The 18,841-nt window shown below is 71.6% G+C and carries 5 protein-coding genes and 1 pseudogene; 4 read left to right on the top strand and 2 right to left on the bottom strand.

Going from position 1 to position 18,841, the window contains the following annotated elements:
• Nucleotides 1-44: 44 nt before the first annotated feature.
• The 3 genes from GRC12_RS27420 (at nt 45) to GRC12_RS27410 (ending at nt 16,208) form a co-directional block, all read left to right on the top strand.
• Complete coding sequence (locus tag GRC12_RS27420; RefSeq protein WP_208782053.1) at nt 45-12,311, top strand: lonely Cys domain-containing protein; 12,267 nt, start codon at nt 45-47, stop codon at nt 12,309-12,311.
• Nucleotides 12,312-12,537: 226 nt separating this feature from the next.
• Nucleotides 12,538-13,377 carry a type VII secretion system-associated protein gene (locus GRC12_RS27415; protein WP_244373846.1) on the top strand — a complete coding sequence of 280 codons (840 nt, stop codon included), beginning with the start codon at nt 12,538-12,540 and terminating at the stop codon, nt 13,375-13,377.
• Nucleotides 13,374-16,208, top strand: a complete 2,835-nt coding sequence (locus GRC12_RS27410) for a hypothetical protein (RefSeq protein WP_208782051.1) — start codon at nt 13,374-13,376, stop codon at nt 16,206-16,208. The genes GRC12_RS27415 and GRC12_RS27410 overlap by 4 nt, the downstream gene beginning before the upstream one ends.
• A 42-nt stretch (nt 16,209-16,250) precedes the next feature.
• Here the strand turns inward: GRC12_RS27410 and GRC12_RS27405 are convergent, their stop codons facing one another.
• Complete coding sequence (locus GRC12_RS27405; RefSeq protein WP_208782050.1) at nt 16,251-17,000, bottom strand: hypothetical protein; 750 nt, start codon at nt 16,998-17,000, stop codon at nt 16,251-16,253.
• Between the two features lie 170 nt (nt 17,001-17,170).
• Here GRC12_RS27405 and GRC12_RS27400 point away from each other — a divergent pair, with 170 nt between their 5' ends.
• Nucleotides 17,171-18,352: an RNA-guided endonuclease InsQ/TnpB family protein gene (locus GRC12_RS27400; RefSeq protein ID WP_308286653.1), complete on the top strand. Its 1,182-nt coding sequence runs from the start codon at nt 17,171-17,173 to the stop codon at nt 18,350-18,352.
• Between the two features lie 30 nt (nt 18,353-18,382).
• On the opposite strand, the pseudogene GRC12_RS27395 reads toward GRC12_RS27400, so the two are convergent.
• Nucleotides 18,383-18,841 (bottom strand): annotated as a pseudogene (locus tag GRC12_RS27395) (serine/threonine protein kinase); the annotation flags it as partial.

Raw genomic sequence — 18,841 nt, 5'->3', positions numbered from 1 at the left:
CCTCCCGCACCGGCGCGCCCCCCATTCGTCCCCTGCGCGCGACCATGAGCGCGTCCTCGCGCGGCCACCCTTCGCGCCGGACGACGGGACGGCAGTTCACCCCCCAGGTACTGGCGCCGATCCCCGAGAACACCACGCTCCACCTCTCACCCGACACAGCCCTGACCACGTCCAGCCCCGCCCAGACCTCGCCGACCACGGCCCAAACGACGTCCAGCGCCGCCCAGACCTCGTCCAACTCGGCACCGGCTACGTCTGATTCAGCTCAGGCCCCGTCCAGCACCCCCCGCCCCGTCTGGATCGGGCAGGACCTCGACGAACGGCGCCCGCCCCGGCTCGACAACGACCTGCCTCCCCCGTCGGAGCGCGGCGGGGAGGTGCGGTTCTCCGACGGGACGCGGATGCCGGTGTACATGGGCCGGATCGGTTCCGTGCTGCGGAACCTGTCCGACGGGGTGCTGCGGCGTTCGTTCACGTTCGGGCAGAGCGACCGGGCCCTGCGGGGCGTCGACCTCGTGGTGGCCCGGCTCGACGACCGCCTCGGGACGTCCGGCAACAGGCCGAAGCGCGGCCGTGCACCGGAGCCCGAACTGCTGTCGGAGGTACGACGCAGGCTCACGCGGAAACCGCAGGGCTTCTTCGGGGACGGGCAGCGCTTCGCCTACACCACGGCCGAAGGAAAGCACCGGGTGCTGCACGTCACCACCCGGCCCTACGGGCACTGGGAGCGGTTCGCGTTCGGGTACGCGAACCCGGTCAAGATCGACGCGATGCAGCGGTTCACCACCACCAACGGACGGACCGGCGTGCACAGCACCTCCGGCGCGCTCGTGACGTCGGTGCCGCTCGGCCCTGCCAAGGGCCCGGTGAAGCCCTTCGGCCGGCTCTGGGCCCGCCTCGCGTGGAACAAGCGCGTCCAGTACCCGATGCAGAACCAGACGATGAGTCAGATCGAGACCCGCACCACGGACGGCTCGCACGCCCACCTGGACGACGTCTGGTACGACTTCGAGGTCACCGACGAGATGGGCCGCCCGGTCGACGAGACCGGCAAGACCATTGAACCGGGGGACACCTCCCTCGATCCGTTCTCCTTCGGGTTCGCCATACGCCATGGTCTGCACGTACGGCTGCCCGACAGCCTCACCCGGCCGCAGCCGGCGACGGCCCGGCAGGACTTCCCGGACACCTTCGCCTTCGGCCCGCAGTCGGGCTACCGGGCGGTCAGCACCGAGGGGTACGGGCCCGTGGCGCACATCCGGGACTGGGCCATCAGGCAGGCGGGCGTCGCCCCGGACGGCGTCGCCGGCACCCAGCTGAGTGACTTCTTCTCCACCGAGGGCTTCCACCGGATGAGCCGGGTGCTGAATGCCGGGCAGGTCACCACGCCGCCCCTGTTCCGCGACAGTTCGGCCCGGGACCCGATCGGCGTGTTCTCCGTTCGGGTGCGGTCCATCAGCGCGCACCTCATCGACGCGACGACGGCGGCGGAACTGCGTGACATCTCGCAGTCCACCGTCCGCAACGAGCAGATCCTCGGCAAGGGACGGGCCACCGATGTCGGGGGCATGATAGGCCCCTCGTTCCAGTGGGCGGGGCTGAGCGCGGGCAAGCTGGACGTGCGGGCGCTGTGGGGCGTGCTCAACGTGCGCTACGGCTCCTCGCGGAACCGTTCCGTCGCCACCGGCGGCTCGGGCGGCATCAAGTCGGCCGCCCAGGCCAAGGGCGACCCCACCGGCCTGTATCTGGTCCACAAGACCGTCACGGTCACCGCCCCGCCGGGCGGGAAGGCGCCACTGCCGGAGCAGCGGCAAGCGGGCCCGGACGGGCAGCTGGGACCGGCCAAGGTCCGCAAGAACCCACCGGAGAAGTGGGGTCCGCGGCCACGGACAGGGATGTTCGAGACCTGGAGCGTCGAACGGCTGACCCGCACAGAGGCACGGCGGCTCGCCGGCCTCGAGCAGCCTGCTCGTCAGGTCGAGGCGCCGGCGGCGCCCCCGTACCTGGCGGAGAACCACCCGCCCACCTTCGGCATGAGCCGCGTCGAGGAGTTCACCTTCGACGACGGCAGCCACACCAGAATCATCGACGGGCGGGAACGCACCTTCCAGGAGCACTTCGCCGACCAGGTGCTCAAGGCCACCGCCCAGGCATATCCGGGCCTGGTCGCCCCCCTCGACCAGCTCAACCCCGACAACCCGCGCTGGCGCAACGCCGACCACTTCCAGACGGTGGTGAACAACACCCTCGAGGTGCTCAACGCCCTCTCGCACCACAGCCTGGCAGGGAACCTGCGGACGATGGCGGACACCGGGCTGCGCATCGCGCTGGTCGACTCCGGCCGCTTCGGACGCGCCATCCGCTACGTGTGGATCGGCGCCGAGCTGACCGGGCGGCGGTACGAGGGCACGCAGCGGGACGAGCGGCTGCGCTTCAGCGCGCCCGGCACCGAGACCCTCGGCGCCGCCCAGAGCGGAGCACGCAGCAGCGACATCGGCACCGAGGCCCAGCTCTCCCTGCGGTCCAGCGCGACGAACGACGTCGGCGGCCCCAAGAAGGCGGGCACCGCATCGGTGGGCGCCCGGTACGGTCGGCGCAAGGACACCGAGAGCGGCCACGGCGCCGCGGCGACGCACGAGGCGATGTCCATCGGCACGAAGGGCTCCCACCTCTACAGCTACAACATCGAGCTGACGGCCAAGCGCGGCGGCTACTGGCGGCTGCGCGGGCTGCTGCGCGGCATCCTCACTCTCAACCTGCTCAGTCTCCAGCCCTTCGTCTTCTCCGAGCCGGAGACGACCTTGATCGGCACGGACCCGTCCGGCCATCCGGCGCCCGGCGGCGAGGCCCTGACGGGCCGGGTGCTGCTGAGCATCCCGGTCGAACATGCGCCGACGAGCGTCCCGCATGGTCCCCGCCACCCCCGGCACGGCGCCGTGCTGCGCGCCACCGCACGGGACGCCCGGGATCTTGCGCTGCGCACCCGGGCCCTGTTCCGCCAGGCGGCGGACCACCGGCCGCCGGAACTCGAACGGCACCCCCACCTCACCCTCGCGGTCGTCTCCCACTCGGGGATCACAAAGGCCGCGGAGGAGGCGCTGAACGAGGCGTCCGGAGGGTCCTGGCACGTCACTCAGCAAGGCGCGCCGGCGCACGACTCCGCCCTGCGGGCCTTCCAGAACCAGTACATGACCGCCAACTTCGACCAGACGTCGGCGCCCATGGGCTGGCGGGCCTTCGGCCTGTGGGCCAAGGGCCCCTACACCAACCGCACCACGACGCTGGCCCACCGCACCCGGATCCCTCCGGAGACGCTTGTCGCGCTGACCGGTGCGGTGCCGGTGGACACCGAGACCACGGTCGGCGGCGCCGGCCAGGCGGTCGGGCGCACCACCCGGACGAGCACGGTGTTCGTGGGCGGCCAGGTGGTCTACCTGCACTCGCACGAGACCCGGCCGGGCGTCACCGGCAACTACGGTGTGGTGGCGAGTCCCTACCGGCTCGACCGCTCGCGTGTCCGCACCGTCGTCAGGGCCGCCGTCGCGGAGATCAACCGCAAGGACATGGGCCGGCAGGTCCTGGTGCTCGGTGACGTGAACCACGAGATCGCCGCGGCGTCCAGCGCGGTGGGCCGCGGCGCGACCCGACGGCGGTGGATCCCCAAGTGGCTGGCGGGCGCGGCGGGGCGACGAGTGCTGGTCGAAGGCGGCTGGGTCGGGCACGTACCGGAGAAGAACGCCCACCGGCTGGGCCTGTTGAACGACGGTCACGGTGATGTACCCATGTACACCGGCCGGTCGTGGTCGCCCCAGCCCTGGCTGCTGGACAACCCGTTCGGTGGTTTCCCGGTCAACTCGCTCAACACCGCCGCGGTGGTGGCCGACTTCGACCGGAAGCTGCGGTCCCTGGGCCTGTCCTCCGCCGACCGGGACACCGTGCAACGGCTGGCGACCGGCCGGGTCGTACGGGCCTTGGGCAAGGACATGGTGGGAGCCGGTGCGTCGGCGGCGGGAAGGATGGGCCGCTGGGGGTCGCAGACCGCCGGGGTGTGGGTCGGCGACCGGCTGGTGCGGACGCGGGCCGAACTCATCCCCGTGAAGGTGCCGCGCACCGCCGGTGCGCACCCCGACACCGGCTTCACCGGCCTCGGGCACAGCGTCGAACTGGAGGAGCACCGGCAGGGCGCCGAGACCGTACTGGACGGCCGCGGCCGGGCCTCGGGTGCGACGGTGGGTCTCAGCGTCACCGAGGGCGTGCACACCACCGACCGGACCGCCGACATCATACGGATGGCCGGGCCCACGTTCTCGCAGGTCGGCTCGACCCAGCAGACGACGGGTCAGAACACCGTCGACGGCGGTGTGCGGATCGCCACCGCCACCACGACCCAGGCGCACGGCGAGTACGTGACGCGTTATCGCCTCCGTCTGACCGCGGAGATCGTCGGCGGCCCCGAGCGGAAGCCCGACGACCTGACGTCCGGGTCCGGCGACGGGTCCAGCGACCACTCCAGCGACCTGTCCGGCGATCACCCCGGCGACCGGTCCGCGCGGCTGAAGCGGTGGGCGGGCAGGCAGTGGAAGCGGCTGATCGGGCACCCCGTGAGGCGGATCACCGTCGAGGGCGACGTCGGCGAGCAGGTCGAGCACTTCCCGCTCAGCCTCATGCGCCCCGACCCGCCGCCCGGCGTGGACGAGTCGAACGACCCGCTGGCCCCGCCGCGGCTGGATGACCCGGGTGAGCCCCGCCGGGTCCCGGTGCCCGCCTCCCTGGGGGCCGGGGGCTGGCATGACGTGCGGCATCCGCGCGACGGCTCCGTCAAGCCGTTCGCCCTGCCCGAGGACGGCTTCAAGGTGCGCCGGATCACAGGCCTGAACAACCTCCACGCGGCCAACACCCTCGCGCTCGGCTCTGCTTACGACGCCTCCTTCTCCGTCCCGGACACCGGCACCCTCGACGAGGACGTGCTGGCGCGTGCCATGGACACCCCGCTGACACGTCCCGGCACGGGTTCCGCGCAGAACCTGGAGGACGGCACCACCAACGGCGCGCTCACCGCCTTCTACGGCGACACCCTCACACCGGGCGGCTATCCGGTGCCCGGTGTGGATGACACCGGCTTCTTCGGCGGCGCCCAGGGCGAGCTCAGCCTGTACTCCCGGCCCGACCTCGGCGCCGCCCGGCTGCTGGCGGTCACCGACGGGATGAAGCACGAGGCCCCCAAGCGGGACCTCCAGGGCGGCGGCATGTCCACGTCCCGCGTCGCCGCGACCGAGGTGTCCCTGGGCGGCGGCCCCATCGTGTCCTCGCAGCAGACCGGCACCAACCAGATCGCCGGCGCCCCCGGCGACTCGACCACCGACTCCGAAGCCCTGGCGGCCTCGGGGGACCGGCTGACGTCCGTCAACGTCAAGCCGAACACGACCCGATCGTTCCTGTTCGCCATCCCCACCACCTGGCTGAGCATCGCGGGCGTGCACCACCACGTGAAGGACAGCCGGGTCGGCCAGGCGGTGCGCGGCACGTTCGGCCACGCCGACCGGGGCCCGCAGGCCATGGAGACGCGGACCACGGCCCTGGCCTGGGTGCGCGAGGACGTGGCCCGCGACCTGGGGCTGATCGACGACACCGGCTTCCCGCCGAAGGTCGCCAGGGCGTGGGACGCGGTCACCAAGGCGGACAAGGCGTGGACGGAGGCCGACAAGGAGTACTGGAACCTGCGCCGCGACGGACAGGCCAGGCGACAGGCCGAGCTCGACGAGGCGGAGCGTGCTCTGGCGCAGCTCACCGCCCGCGACCCGAACACCGTGCCCGCCGTGCGCGACGCCCGCAACGCCCTCAACCGCATCGTCCAGGGCGCGGCGGATGCCCAACCCGCCCATGACGGCCGGGCGGACGTCCACGACGGTCGACTGCAGGCGGCCGAGGACCGGCTGGCCGAGGCACTGGGCGCCGCGGCCGACGAGGTGAGCGCCGCCCGGACCGCCCGGGACGCCGCCCAGGCCAGACTGGACGGCCTGGCCCGGGATGTGGCGGACCTGCGGACCAGGGCGGAGGCCCTCGCCGAGGAGTACGCACGGGTACGCACGGCCGCCGACCGGCTCACCCGCTGGCACCAGCTCAACGCATCGGACGAGGGCCGCATACAGCTCGCCGGTACCCCGGAACCGGACGAGGTCGTCTTCACTCCGCCGCCGGCTCCAGGGAAAAAGGCACCGGACGGGACGAAGAACAGCAGTTCGGCAACGGCGGCCGGCAGCGGCACGCCGGGCACCGGGACCCGTCCGGCGTACGGCAACCCGCCGTGGGATCCCGGTGCCGGCCCGGACCCCACCCTGCGCCGCTTCGACGCCGCCGCGGACCACCGCACCCTCACCGCCACGGACCCCGACGGACACAGCGATGTCTATGACCTGCACCCCGTGGGCGGCAGGGGCGAGGGCAACGGCTTCTACGCGGCCGTCCAACTGGCCATGGGCCGCGACCCGGCCGACGCCCACCGACTGGCCGACCGGGCCGCCCTGACGTCGCGGCTGCCCGCCGGCGCGGCGCTCGACCCGCAGGCGGTGTTCCACCCCAGGGAACTGAACAGCAGGCTCGGCCCCTGGTTCCGCAACGACGCCCGGCTGCACGCCGACATCACGGCGGCCGGCGGCCTGCTTCCCGACTCCGTACGGGCCCGCCTCACCCCCGTACAGCGCGAGCGGCTGATCCGACACAACCTGCGCAAGGGCCGTCGCTGGGACGCGGCGACGGCCGACCTGGCCGCCTCCCTCACCGCCCAGACCCTCGGCGTCGACATCACCGTCGTCGCCGAGGACGGCTCCTACGGGTACTTCCCCGGTGCCGGCCCGGGCACCACGGGCCCGCTGCCGCAGGTGACCCTCTACCGGCGCGGCGGCGACTACCTCGCCGCACTCCCCCGCACGGGCGCCCTGGCGCCCGCACCACCGGTGCCGCCCCCCACCACCGGGACCGCCCCAGGCGGTTCCCAGGCCCAAGCCGCCACGGCTTCCGGCACCGCAACCCCCGTACCACCCAAGACGACGAACACCGCAACCCCCGTACCACCCAACACGACGAACACCGCAGCCCCGCCGCCGAAGAACCAGGCGCCCCCACTTCCGCCGAGCACCGGGCGCGAAGTCACCGCCGACCGCTGGCGTTTCGCAGTACACCCGATAGCGGGCGACGGGGACTGCCTGCCCAACGCGTTGCTGACCAGCATCAGAGCCCAGCATCCCCACTTGCCCGCGGCAGCCATGGACGTGCGGCGACTGCGTGATCACGCCGCGGACTGGTACATGAACTCCGCGGACGCCGCCCCCGCCCGAACCCGGCACTCCGCCGAGAATCCCCTGGAACAGCTTGTTCGTACCGAGTTCCGGGACCTCGGCAGCCTGCTCCGGTTGCTGCGCCGCAAGACGCCTCCGCAGCTCAACGCCGCCCAAGAGGCCCATGTCACCGCAGATCTGGAGGATGCCCGCCGCCGCAACGAACTGCGGGCCCAGGCCACGGGCAATGACCGCGGACTGCTGGCCGAACTCCCGCGGAGCGCCGTACGAGCGCTCGTGCCCACTCCGCAGGTCGTCGACTCCACGCAGGACACGACAGAGAAGGAACGCCTCGTGGCACAGGCTCAGGCCGCTGCCCTGCGCGACGAGGTGGTGCGCCTGCTGGACGCGCCGGAGAACGATCCGCAGGCGGACGACCTGTGGCAGCGGATCCTCGCGCGCCTGCGGTTCCGGGTCCGTCCCGACGGCGCACCGCAGGACCGCACGCAGTTCCGGACCGCCGGATACCAGGGGGTGGTCGTCGACTCGCTCCGCTCGGCGTCGATGTGGCAGACACCGTTCTACGACGAAGTGCCCCTGGTCCTCGCCGGCGCGCTCGACATCGACCTGGTGCTCGTCCGACCGGCCGGTAACCATGGCTCCCTCATCCAGCACCTGAATCCGGGCGCGAGCGGCCCCACCGTGTACGTCTACTACAACGGCTACAACCACTACGACACGCTGGTCCCGCTCGGCCCGGCATCCCAGGCCGCCACCGGCAATCCGACGGCGCAACCGGTGCGGTCGTCCAAGAAATCGAAGAAGGCACCGAAAGGCCGCCGGCCGGACCAGCGGACGCGGGACCGGCTCGCGGACTTCGTCCGACAACACGGGGCGAGCGACAACTACGCCCAACGGCTGGCCGCCGAGCTGTCGGACGAGGCCGTGGCCAGGCTGCGGGCGGCCTTGGACGGCGAGCCGACCGCAGCGGGGCTTTCCACGGCTCCATCCGCCAGGTCTCCTTTGACGCTGGCCGGCGGAAGCCACAGTGGCAACCCCGCGCCGTTGACCGACCCCGCACCGTTGGCCGACCCCGCGCCGGCGGCCCCCTCGTCGAGTGCCCTCGCTCCCTCCTCCGCCTCCGTGCCCGGCAGCGGGGCCGGCGGTGTCCGGGCGGTGCGGCCGCCCTCCCGGTCCGGGGCGGGCCGGCACACGTCGCGTTCCCGGGTCGGCTTCGATCGGCGTGTTCAGGACATCGGTCCGGCCCAGCTCCGTGAGATCGAGAAACTGGCCGAGGAGACGGTCACCGCGGGCCTGCGCGACATGGCGGCCGGTCTGCCTGCCCCCCGGATCACGGTCACCGGGTACGGCAACGGCTCCCGACTCAGGTTCTGGGACCGTCACGCCGCCGGCCGACGGCGGGCCGAAGCCGTGGCAGCCACGCTGCGTGAGGAGATCGCAGTCCAGCTCCAGGTCCACCATCGTCTCGTGCGGGCCGTCGCGGCCTGGCGGGGGTGGGACGAGCTCACGTCCGACGCCTTCAAGGTCGACACGGTGGACGAGGGCCGCGTACTCGGCGCCGACGCGCGGTTCGACGGGGTGAGCGGACGGGAAGCGCGCCAGCAGGCCGTCGTCCGAGTCGAACGGTCGGATCTGGCACCGGTCGTCGACCGGCTCAGCGAGCTGGACCCGCAGCATTTCGGCCCCCACATGAGCATCCTGGAGACCGCCGCAGCCGTCCTCCACACCGACGACCTCGGCAACGCGGGCGGCGCGGACCCCGGTTCGCAAAGCCAGCCCCCGCCTCGCTACGACGTCGAGCAGGTACCGGACTGGCTGCGGCAGCTGTTCGACCTGACGGCCGAGGCGATGGCGGCCGGGCGGGCGACGAGTGTGGCTGCGCTGGGCGCCTTCCACCTGCGCAAGCAGGGCCTGCTGTCGGACGCCACCCGTCTCACCGCCCCGGACGGCACCGCGCAGGGCCGCAACTGGACGGGCGAACCGGTCCAGGACCTGGACCCCTCGACGTACGACGAGGCGGACGAACTGGGAAACACGAAATCCGTCCCGTCGCTGTGGGCCGATTCCCCGGGGGCGCCTCGTCCGTACGTCGTCGCTGCGCAGAACGGCGACCACAAGACAGTCGTGCTGTCCCTCCCCGACGACACGAGGCGGTGGCGGATCCCGACCGACCAACTCGCCGAACTGCTGGCGATGGACGAGGATCTGACGGCCCACGACGAGGACGTCCCGGTGGTGCTCGCGTCACCGAAGGCCGGTGACATGGGCCTGAAACTGCCACGCAAGGTCGCGGCCCGCGTCGGCCATGCGGTGTGGGCGCACTCCGGCGACGCCGACGTGAGGATGAACACGGACACCGGCCGGTACCGCATCACAGCGGAACACCCGGTGCTGCTCCCCGAGGCGCCGGGAGAGTGGGTCATCAGCGAACCGGGCGATCTGGGGCCCGATCCGGAGGAGCCGGCCGACGACGTCCTGCTGGTGGCGATCGACGGCTCGCGCTTCTCCAGCAGCCAGGTCAGGACCGTCACCCTGACCGACGAGGGAAGGCCCATCGGCCGTGGGACGTTCAACGACGCGGATCTGCTCAAAATGTGGCCCTTCTTCCGTTCCTTGGGCAAGGTCACGGAGTTCGTCCTGTACGACCCGGTCCGAAAAGAGCTCCATGGGACAGCCAAGCCGGTGCCGTGGAAAGGCGTGCAGTGGAAGGGCAAGAAGCCCTACTTCGGCCAATGGCACGGGCAGCCCGGCACATCAGCGGTGGTGCCGACCGTAGGGCCCACCCGTGAGATCGACGCTCCGCAGACCGGTCGCCTTCTGCGAAGCCGCCCGAGCGTACGGCGCCTGGACGTGGACCAGCCGATCGTCCTCATCGCCTGCTGGCTGGGAGCGGCGCGCGGCCGCAAGGGCCGTACCCGCCCGAACCGGGCACTGGCGCCGTTCGTCGCCGATCCCCTGGCCACGTCGGCGATGCCGGTGGGCCAGGGGGTCGCCAACGAAAATCGCCGTACCGTCTTCGCCGCCGACACTCTCGTGGGCAACCGCATCCTTTCAGGCAACCAGAAACTGGAACTCTCCCTCTTCACTCCCCCTACGGGGGATGAGGTCGACTTCAAGAAGTACACACCCGAGCCGGCCGACGAGGAACTCGATGCCGTGGTCGATCAGGCCGGCCTGGACGATGTCCCGGGCCTCGGCCTGGTACAGGCACGGGAGACGGCTCTGCGGCTGGTACGGGCGCTCCGTCAGACCTTCGGTCCGGACATCGAGGACGACAAGGACGACCCGGACGGCACCTACCGGCGGCTGCTGCGTGGTATCGGGGCACTGGAAGGCATGCGCCGGCGGGACCGGAACCTGCGGCACACCGGAGAGTTCACGCTCGACCTGCTGGAGCGGGTGACACGCGCCCGGCTGACGGAGCAGCCCGCTCCGGGAGTACGGCCCGGGCCGCTCGACCCCACCGATGTGCGCTCGGCACTGGAGGCGGCGTCGGCGCACGTGGCCGCGGACCCGGACGCCGTACTGTCCGACTTCGTGCCCCTGCCGTCGGTGCACCGGGCCCGGGAGCTGCTGACGGCGAACGGCGACACGGACGCCCGGGTCCGCAGCGTGCTGGAACGACCCCCCACCAGCCGGGTCACGGCGGAACACCGTCAGGACGCCCTGTGGGCCACGGTCAAAGCCGTAGAAAGCTTGGAGAACGCCCCGGACGCCCATGCCCTGGCGACCAAAGCGCTGCACCTCAAGGACGGCGACGATCCCCGCGACGAGGTGCACCAAAGGGAACTGCTGTGGCTGGCGGCACAGACGGCCGCAACCGGCCGTGACCCGTACAACCCCGCCGCACTCGCCGCCGTCGACCTCAAACGACGCGGAGCACTCGGCCCCGAGAGCAAGATCACTCAGAGCGGAAAGGTGATCGGCCGCAACTTCACAGGGCGGCGGCTGGGCTATCTCATCACGGACTCGTACGTGGCATCCGCGGACGGCAGCGACCAGGGCAAGGAGATGGCGCCGGCCTGGTCCCAGTCCCACAGCTACTTCCTGCTTCCCACCCCTGGCATGCCCGCCGACGAGCTCGCCGAACTCCTGACGCACGACCCGCACCTCGGCGGGCTGGACCCCAATGCCCGGGTCGTTCTGCTCGGCGGGGAGGGGGCGACGACGGCGCAGGCCCTCGCCGACCGGAGGGCGACCGCGAGAAACGTGCTGCTGGCCAATTCCGACGTCGATCTGGTGCATGATCCGACCCTGAACACCGAGACGATCGTCGTGACGGTACCGCCGGAGTGCCTGGACGGGCCCGGACAGGACTGGTCGCTGGTCAGGCCCGCACCCCTGGGCACCGGGACCGCGCAGCCCGCCGATGAACAGGAGCCGGTCATCACTTACGGTTCCGCCACGGAGACGACGGACGCTCCCCCGGCCGCACCCTCGCCGCAGCCCCGGCCTCCCGAATCGGTGGACGACGACGTCGCCCGCGACGGTGCCGGAAGCGGGGAAGGGTTCACCGAGGCGCTGGCGGACGCGCTGCGCCGGTGGGCTCCGCGCACGGCAAGCGGGTCCCGCGGGCCGGGGGCGCTGGGCGATGGGAGGGAGCCGGACCCCCAGTCCGTCCGCCGCTGGCTCGAGGACCGGCTCACCGAGGACGACGTGCCCGAAGACGCCTCTCTTCCGCATGGCCTGGTGTCCATCGGTGAACTCTCCGCCATCGGCGTGGAACTGACGCTCGCTCGACAGACCGAGGCCACGCTGCTCGGCGGCTCACTGCGGACAGCCGACCTCGGCCTCACCCGGCTCCAGCGCTTCCGGCTGCTTTTGAACCGGCATGACAGAGCGTCCGCCGGGGATCCCTATCCCGCCGTGTACGCGGCAGTGGCGGCGCGAGAGCTCGGCGTACGTCTCGTGACGCGCCATCCGGGCGGGCGCGCCGCACAGTACGGCACCGGGAACGGGCCGGTTCTGCGCCTGACGATCGCTGCCGCCGACCGGACCGCGGGGGTGGAGCGGTGACCTGTGCCACGGTGACCCCAGCGCCGCGAAGTGCTATGGGAAGAAGGGCAGTTGGGAAAACGGAAACAGCTGCCGTGCCGCTGCGAGGATCAATGTCCCCGTCACCTCCACTCCACCCTGAGTCCGTATAGTCACACTCTCCACAACTCAAACTGGTGACCGAAGACGCATGAGTGATAACGCGATTGTGCCCTCATCGCAGGGTGAACCGGCCATGAGGGAGCACATGCCCACTCCCCCGAAGGACATTGTCGAGGCCGCCCGACTCGCCCCCGACCACTGGATCAGCATGGTCGATCCGGGCTGGCAGGGCGAGGGGGTGCCGCCCTCGTGGGCGGTGGTCGGCCGGTGGCGGTCCGGGCTCGACGGGACGATCGAGGAGTGGGAGGACAACGAGGAGCACCGGCCCTCTCCCGAGTCGCTCGACTGGCCCGAGCCCACCGACGACGTCGACGCCGCTCTGCAGCTCGCCGTCACGGGATACGGACCCGCCGAGGCCGTGACGGACGCCCTCGCCGACGCCGAGGTCGCGGTGCTGATCCAGCAGGAGGGCACACCGGTGACGGCCGTCACGGCCGACCGTACCCCGGTGATGCCCGTCTTCACCTCCGCTGAGCACCTGGAGGACGCCGGCGGATTCGCCTTCGAACTCCTGGCCGCAAAGGAGCTGTTGGACCGGCTCCCGAAGGATCACGCCCTGTACCTCAACCCGCCCAGCCCGGCCGGGGCCGTCGTCGACGCCCAGTTTCTGGCCGAGGCGGTCACGCGCCGGGCCGCGGAGGACCGCGCCGACGGCACCGACGACGCAACGGCGACTGAGGGAGTGAGTGCTGCCCGAGCCGACTCCGATCCAGGGTCCCGCGCGGCGGACGAACCGACCGCCGACGACGACAGCTCCGAGGCCGGAGCGCCCGTGGACCGCGAAGCCGCCGCGGAGCGCTCCGTCCCCGAACCGCATCGGGTCGCGACGATCGGCGGCGCCCTGCCCCCCGACGTGACCCTCGAGCTTCCGGACGCACCGCGAGAGGAGACGGACCAGGAGAACACCGGAGGGCACGTCGGATGAAGCGCTGGACCAGCCGCCGCAGCCGACGCCCTGCCGGCGCCGTCGGACACGCCAACGAGCCGTCCACGTCCGAGGGTTCCGCTCCCCGCGTCCTGCTCGAGGACCACGACGGACTGCTCCTGCTCCGGCCGCCCACGGACGACCCCCTCAGCCCGGCCGACATCCGCGACCTCGCGCGCACCCTCGCCCCGACGGAGGACACGGCCACCGTCCTGGCCTTCGCCGAGGGCGATCCGTCCGGGTCGCTGTGGTCGCGACTGAGTGAGGTACTCGACTCCTTGCGCGAGGCGGACACCAGGACCGTGCGCCTGGTGATGTCCGGAGCGGGCCACGACCGTCCGGACCGCCCCGCCGTGGCCCGCCGGATCGCCGACGCGTGGGACCTGACCGTCGATGCCCCGGACGGGCCGGTGCTGGTGGTACCGGGTGGCTCGGTCTTCGTACCGCCCGGTGACGGCGGCTGGTGGCGGTTCGCACCGGGAGAGCCGCCCGCTGCCCTCGGACCTCGCCTTCCGGTCCCCCGCTGGCAGGCCGTCCTGCGCCAGGTGTCGGCGACGGCGGTCGACGGATGCACCGTCGACCAGATCCCGGCCGGACTGGTGATCCGCCCCGTCGAGGCCGCGGAACCCCGTCCCGGGGACCTCTTCCACGCCATCCCGGCCGACCCGAGGCGGCCTGCCGTGATCGTGGGTGTGCCGTGGGGCGAGGACGTCTCCGCCTCGGACGTGGCCCGGCTCCTGAACACTCTGCCCGCCGAGACCCGCGCCGGGATCCGCCTCGCGCCGGGGGGGCGGCGGGATCTGCTGCCGCTCGGTCGGCAGGTCGCCTCGACGCTCCGTATCGATGTCGAGGTCACGACCGGCCTGCCCCTGTTCGCCGCCAATCCGATGAGTCACTACGGCATCCGGTCGGTGCTGGTCGGCCCGGACGGGACGCCGCGCTGGCTGCCGTTCGTGGACGCCGTCCTGTGCGAGCCGGGCAAGGATGCGGAAGGGGCCGTGACGCGGCCACTGCGCTGGTTCTCCCCGATGCGGGGCCCCGATGTGTCCGATGACGGAGTGATCCACCTCTCCGACGACTGGCGGGCCACCCTCACCAGGGCCGGGTTGTGGGTCGGCCCGAGGGACGACGCCCCCGCACCCCCGATCGAGCGCCCGGTCGCCGTCGACGGTCCCGTCATCGACATCGGCCGGTCCGGCGAACGCATCGCGTCCTCACTCTGGCCGGCACTGTCCCGGCTGCTCTCCGCCCTCACCCCGGACCTACGGACACGGACCACTCTGCACGTGCACGCCCACGTGCCCGATGGTGGCCGCGCACTACGCGCGCTGGCGGCCGAACACGGGGTACGCGTCGTCCGCTTCTCCCTGCCCAAGCCTCTCCGCACGACAGCCCCCGCGGGCCGGGCGGCAACGGCAGGCGCACCACCCGAGCTACGGACCGCCTCGGATTCGGTGATGCCTACAGCGACCGCTCAGGGGAGAACGACCGCTGGCCGAACCGCGGAACCGGAGACGACGACGACCACTTCGGCAGAGCCAGAGGGTGCTCTGTCCAGCCTGGCCGGGACCGCAACGGCGGAACCGACCAGGCCGCAACACGCGATGGAGCCGCAGACAACGACGCGGGCGACGCCTGCGGTGACGATCGACGCTCCGCAGACCGTCACCAGCACGCACCAGGCGTCGACCGAACCGGACCCGGCGGGGCGTCGCTTACCGGGTGCCGTCACGGAGAGCCCGCCCTCCGCTCCGGAGGCATCTCAGCGTCCCGCGGCCGCCGACTCGGCGCCGACACAGACACCTGCCACTGCACCTGCGGTGCCTGAATCCGCATCCGCATCCGAGTCAGCGTCGGAGCCGGCCGACACGAGTGAGCACCCCTCGGCACGGGCCTCAACTCCCGAGGTCGCCCCGATGTCGAGCACAGCCGGATCACTGGCGGAACCCAAAGTGCCGGCGCCGAGGCCGGTGGCGGGACTGATGTCCGGTCAGGCGGATGCTGGCGCGCCGGCCTCCGACGGTGCGCAGTCCGGGGAAGCGGACGGCGCCCCGGTTCGGCCGCCCAAGGCCGCGAGCACGTTGACGCTGCCCGTGGTACCCGTCTCGCCAGGGCATCGCAGCACAGTGCTGGACAGGAACGCGTTCAGGACGCTGGCCGAGGCCGTCTGGGAGCGACACGGCGCTGCGGTCAGCCGGGCGTTGGCGGGGATGCCCGCCCTGCGCGGAGAGGCGCAGGAAGCGGCCCGCGCCGATCTCATCGCCGTACGCATGTACCTGCAGAAGGAGACCGAGGGGACGTTGAGCCACGCCGAGCTGACCCGGACGCTACGAAACGGTGACCACCGATTGGTGCCCTACGCCGCCTGCCTCGCCTCCGGGCTCGGACGCCTTCCCTCGTACCGGGGCGTGGTCCTGCGCGGCCCGGGCGACAACGCCGGCCACGGAGTCAATGTGCGGCCGGGAGAGCTGATTCGCGATCCGGCACCGGTGAGCGGTGTCCCCCTCGATCCGGCGGGCACATCGCGCGTCGCGGGCGTCGGGTACGCCATCCTTTCGATCACGGGCCGCCGGACACGCCAGCTGCTGGATGAGGGTGACGAGATCGTCTTCCCGCCGGGTACGGCGTTCATGGTGCTCGACGTCCGAACCGACGGCCCCGTCCCGCTGGTGCTGCTGCGGCAACTTCCCGGCATGGACAGGGCGTCGAGCGTCTTGGAGGACGCCGACGACACCGCCCTCACCCGACTGAACCAGGCCCTGACGGGTCGTATCGCGTCAGGCAAGGGCACATGGCCGGACCGATGCGCCGGACCCGTCGGAACCGAATGAGGGGTGCGCCGATCCGGCGGCGCCGGAGTTGACGTAGGCCGGTCAGGGGCAGTCGTACGTGAAGCGGGCGGTGGCCGCGCGGGCGGCAGGGGCGAGGATGCGCAGTTCGGCCTGGGCCGTGCGATGTCCCCGCCCTTGATACGTCCACCGCAGGTGCAGACGCGCGTGTTTCTCCCCGCGGACCATCACCTCGTGCAGGACGCCGGACGATGTGCCGTCGCTTCGAACCCAACGGTAGGAGAGCGTGCCGGGACGACCGTTGGTGGTGACGAGGCCGACGACGTCCGCGGTGTTGTCGCATCGCAGAACTGTCGGCCGGGCCGTGACCGTCACCCCGGTGGCCTCAAGGGATTGCCCGAAGCGCTGCCAGGCCAGCAACGCGAGGACGGCTGCCACCACGAGCACCGGCAGAGCGTGTCGGCGCAGCTTCCGACCGGCGAGCGCGGGCGACGACGCAATGGGCGGTGTCTGCCCGGTCCGGTCGGCGACGCCTGTCACACCGGGACCGAAACGCAGCACGCTCCCCTCGACGCGGTCGGGCCGTACCGAGGGAACACTCGCCGACGGCCGGTCGACGAGCGTGTCGTCGGACTCGGGGCGCTGGATCCAGTGGCTGGCAAGCACGGTGGCGCTGTACTCGCCGTCTGATGAGGAGGATTCGACGTCCGGTGCGCTGCCCTCGGCAGGGCCGAGGTGGAGGGTGGCGCTGTGCGCGTCGACGGGCGCGAGCACCCGGGTGGGCTCCTCCGCCTCCTCCGCGGACGTGGGACCGGTGTCGTTCTGAGTGGTCATCAGGGCACTTCCTTCATGGATACCTCGGCCTTCAGGCCGGGGAGGAAACGAAGCTCCTGCGGAGCGGGACGCGTGAAGGCCGGTTCGCCGCCCGGGCGGACAGGCATCCATTCCCACGAACCGGCATAACCACAAGTTGGTTTGATAGTTTGTGAGCCGTGGCCACTCACGTGAAGCGGGCGTTCAAGTACCGCTTCTATCCGACCGATATGCAGGCAGCCGAGCTGTCGCGCACGTTCGGATGCGTGCGGAAGGTCTACAACCTGGCTCTTGCGGCGCGCACGCAGGCGTGGACGCGGCAGCAGCGGGTGAACTACAACCAGACGTCTGCGATGCTGACGGCCTGGAAGAAGACCGAGGAACTCGCCTACCTCAACGAGGTCTCCTCCGTGCCGCTCCAGCAGGCCCTGCGGCACCTGCAGACGGCGTTCACCAATTTCTTCGGCAAGCGGGCCAAGTACCCGCGGTTCAAGTCGCGGAAGAAGTCGCGGAATTCGGCGGAGTACACCACCAGCGCGTTCCGCTTCCGGGACGGCAAGCTGACCCTGGCCAAGATGACGGAGTCGCTGGAGATCGTGTGGTCCCGTCCACTGCCCGAGGGTGCGTCGCCGTCCACGGTGACGGTCTCGCAGGACTCTGCCGGACGCTGGTACGTGTCCCTGCTGTGTGAGGACCCGTCCGTCCGGCCACTGCCCCCCACAGCCGCGGCGGTCGGTGTCGACGTCGGCCTCGACCACCTGCTGACCCTCTCCACTGGGGAGAAGGTCTCCAACCCCCGGCACGAGCGGCGCGACCGGGGCCGCCTGGCCACAGCGCAGCGGCAACTTGCCCGCAAGGCCAAGGGGGAGGGAGCGAACCGGGCCAAGGCGCGCCGGAAGGTGGCCAAGGTCTACGCCCGCATCGCCGACCGCAGACGCGACCACCTGCACAAACTCACCACTCGGCTCGTTCGTGAAAACCAAACGATCGTTGTCGAGGACCTCACCGTTCGCAACATGGTCAAGAACGGCAGCCTGGCCCGCGCCATCAGCGATGCGGCCTGGTCGGATTTCCGGAGCATGCTGGAGTACAAGGCCCAGTGGTACGGCCGCGAACTGATCGCGATCGACCGCTGGTTCCCCTCCTCCAAGCTGTGCTCCGCCTGCGGCAGCCTGCAGGACAGGATGCCGCTGCATGTTCGCGCGTGGACGTGCGGCTGCGGGACGGTCCATGACCGGGACGTGAACGCGGCGAAGAACATTCTGGCCGTCGGGCTGACGGCGTCTGTCTGTGGAGCTGGTGTAAGACCTCAACGGAGTACTCCGGGCGGGCAGTCAGCGATGAAGCAGAAAACCCCACGGCGCGAGCCGTAGGAATCCCCCTCCTTCAGGAGGGGGAGGAAGTCAACGGATCTCGCACTGTCTGGTAAGGATCTGCTGGGAAGCACCACCGGACGCGGGCACCGGACTGGTCGTGGCCTGAACCGTCCAGTAGCAGCCGTCGTTCTGGAAGGTGCGGTCGACGGTGATCGTGTACTGGGTGGCGCCGCTGCGCTCGAAGGTCTGCGACGTACCGTCGGGAGAGCCAGGCTGTCCCCCGGTGCTGCTCGTGAGCCAGGAGACCGTGACGGACAGCGGTCCGGTTCCGTCGGCGGTGACGGTGATGGTCGCGGTGGCGGTTGTGGGACCTGTCTGCTGGAAGGCCGAGATCGCGACATCCTTGACGGCGGGGGCGGCCGGCGTGGTGGCGGTGGTGGTCGTCGGTGTCGCTGTCGTGGACGTGGTTGCCCCGCCGGGCGTCGTCCCGTCGGGGGGAGGCGGGGTGGCGGAAGCCGGGGGCTCACCGGTCTCGGTGGTCGGCGC

Origin of the sequence: Streptomyces griseorubiginosus, from assembly GCF_017614965.1 — a bacterium.
Lineage (GTDB): Bacteria > Actinomycetota > Actinomycetes > Streptomycetales > Streptomycetaceae > Streptomyces > Streptomyces griseorubiginosus_B.
Note: the sequence above shows the minus strand (reverse complement) of the source record. Positions and strands in the feature narration are given on the sequence as shown.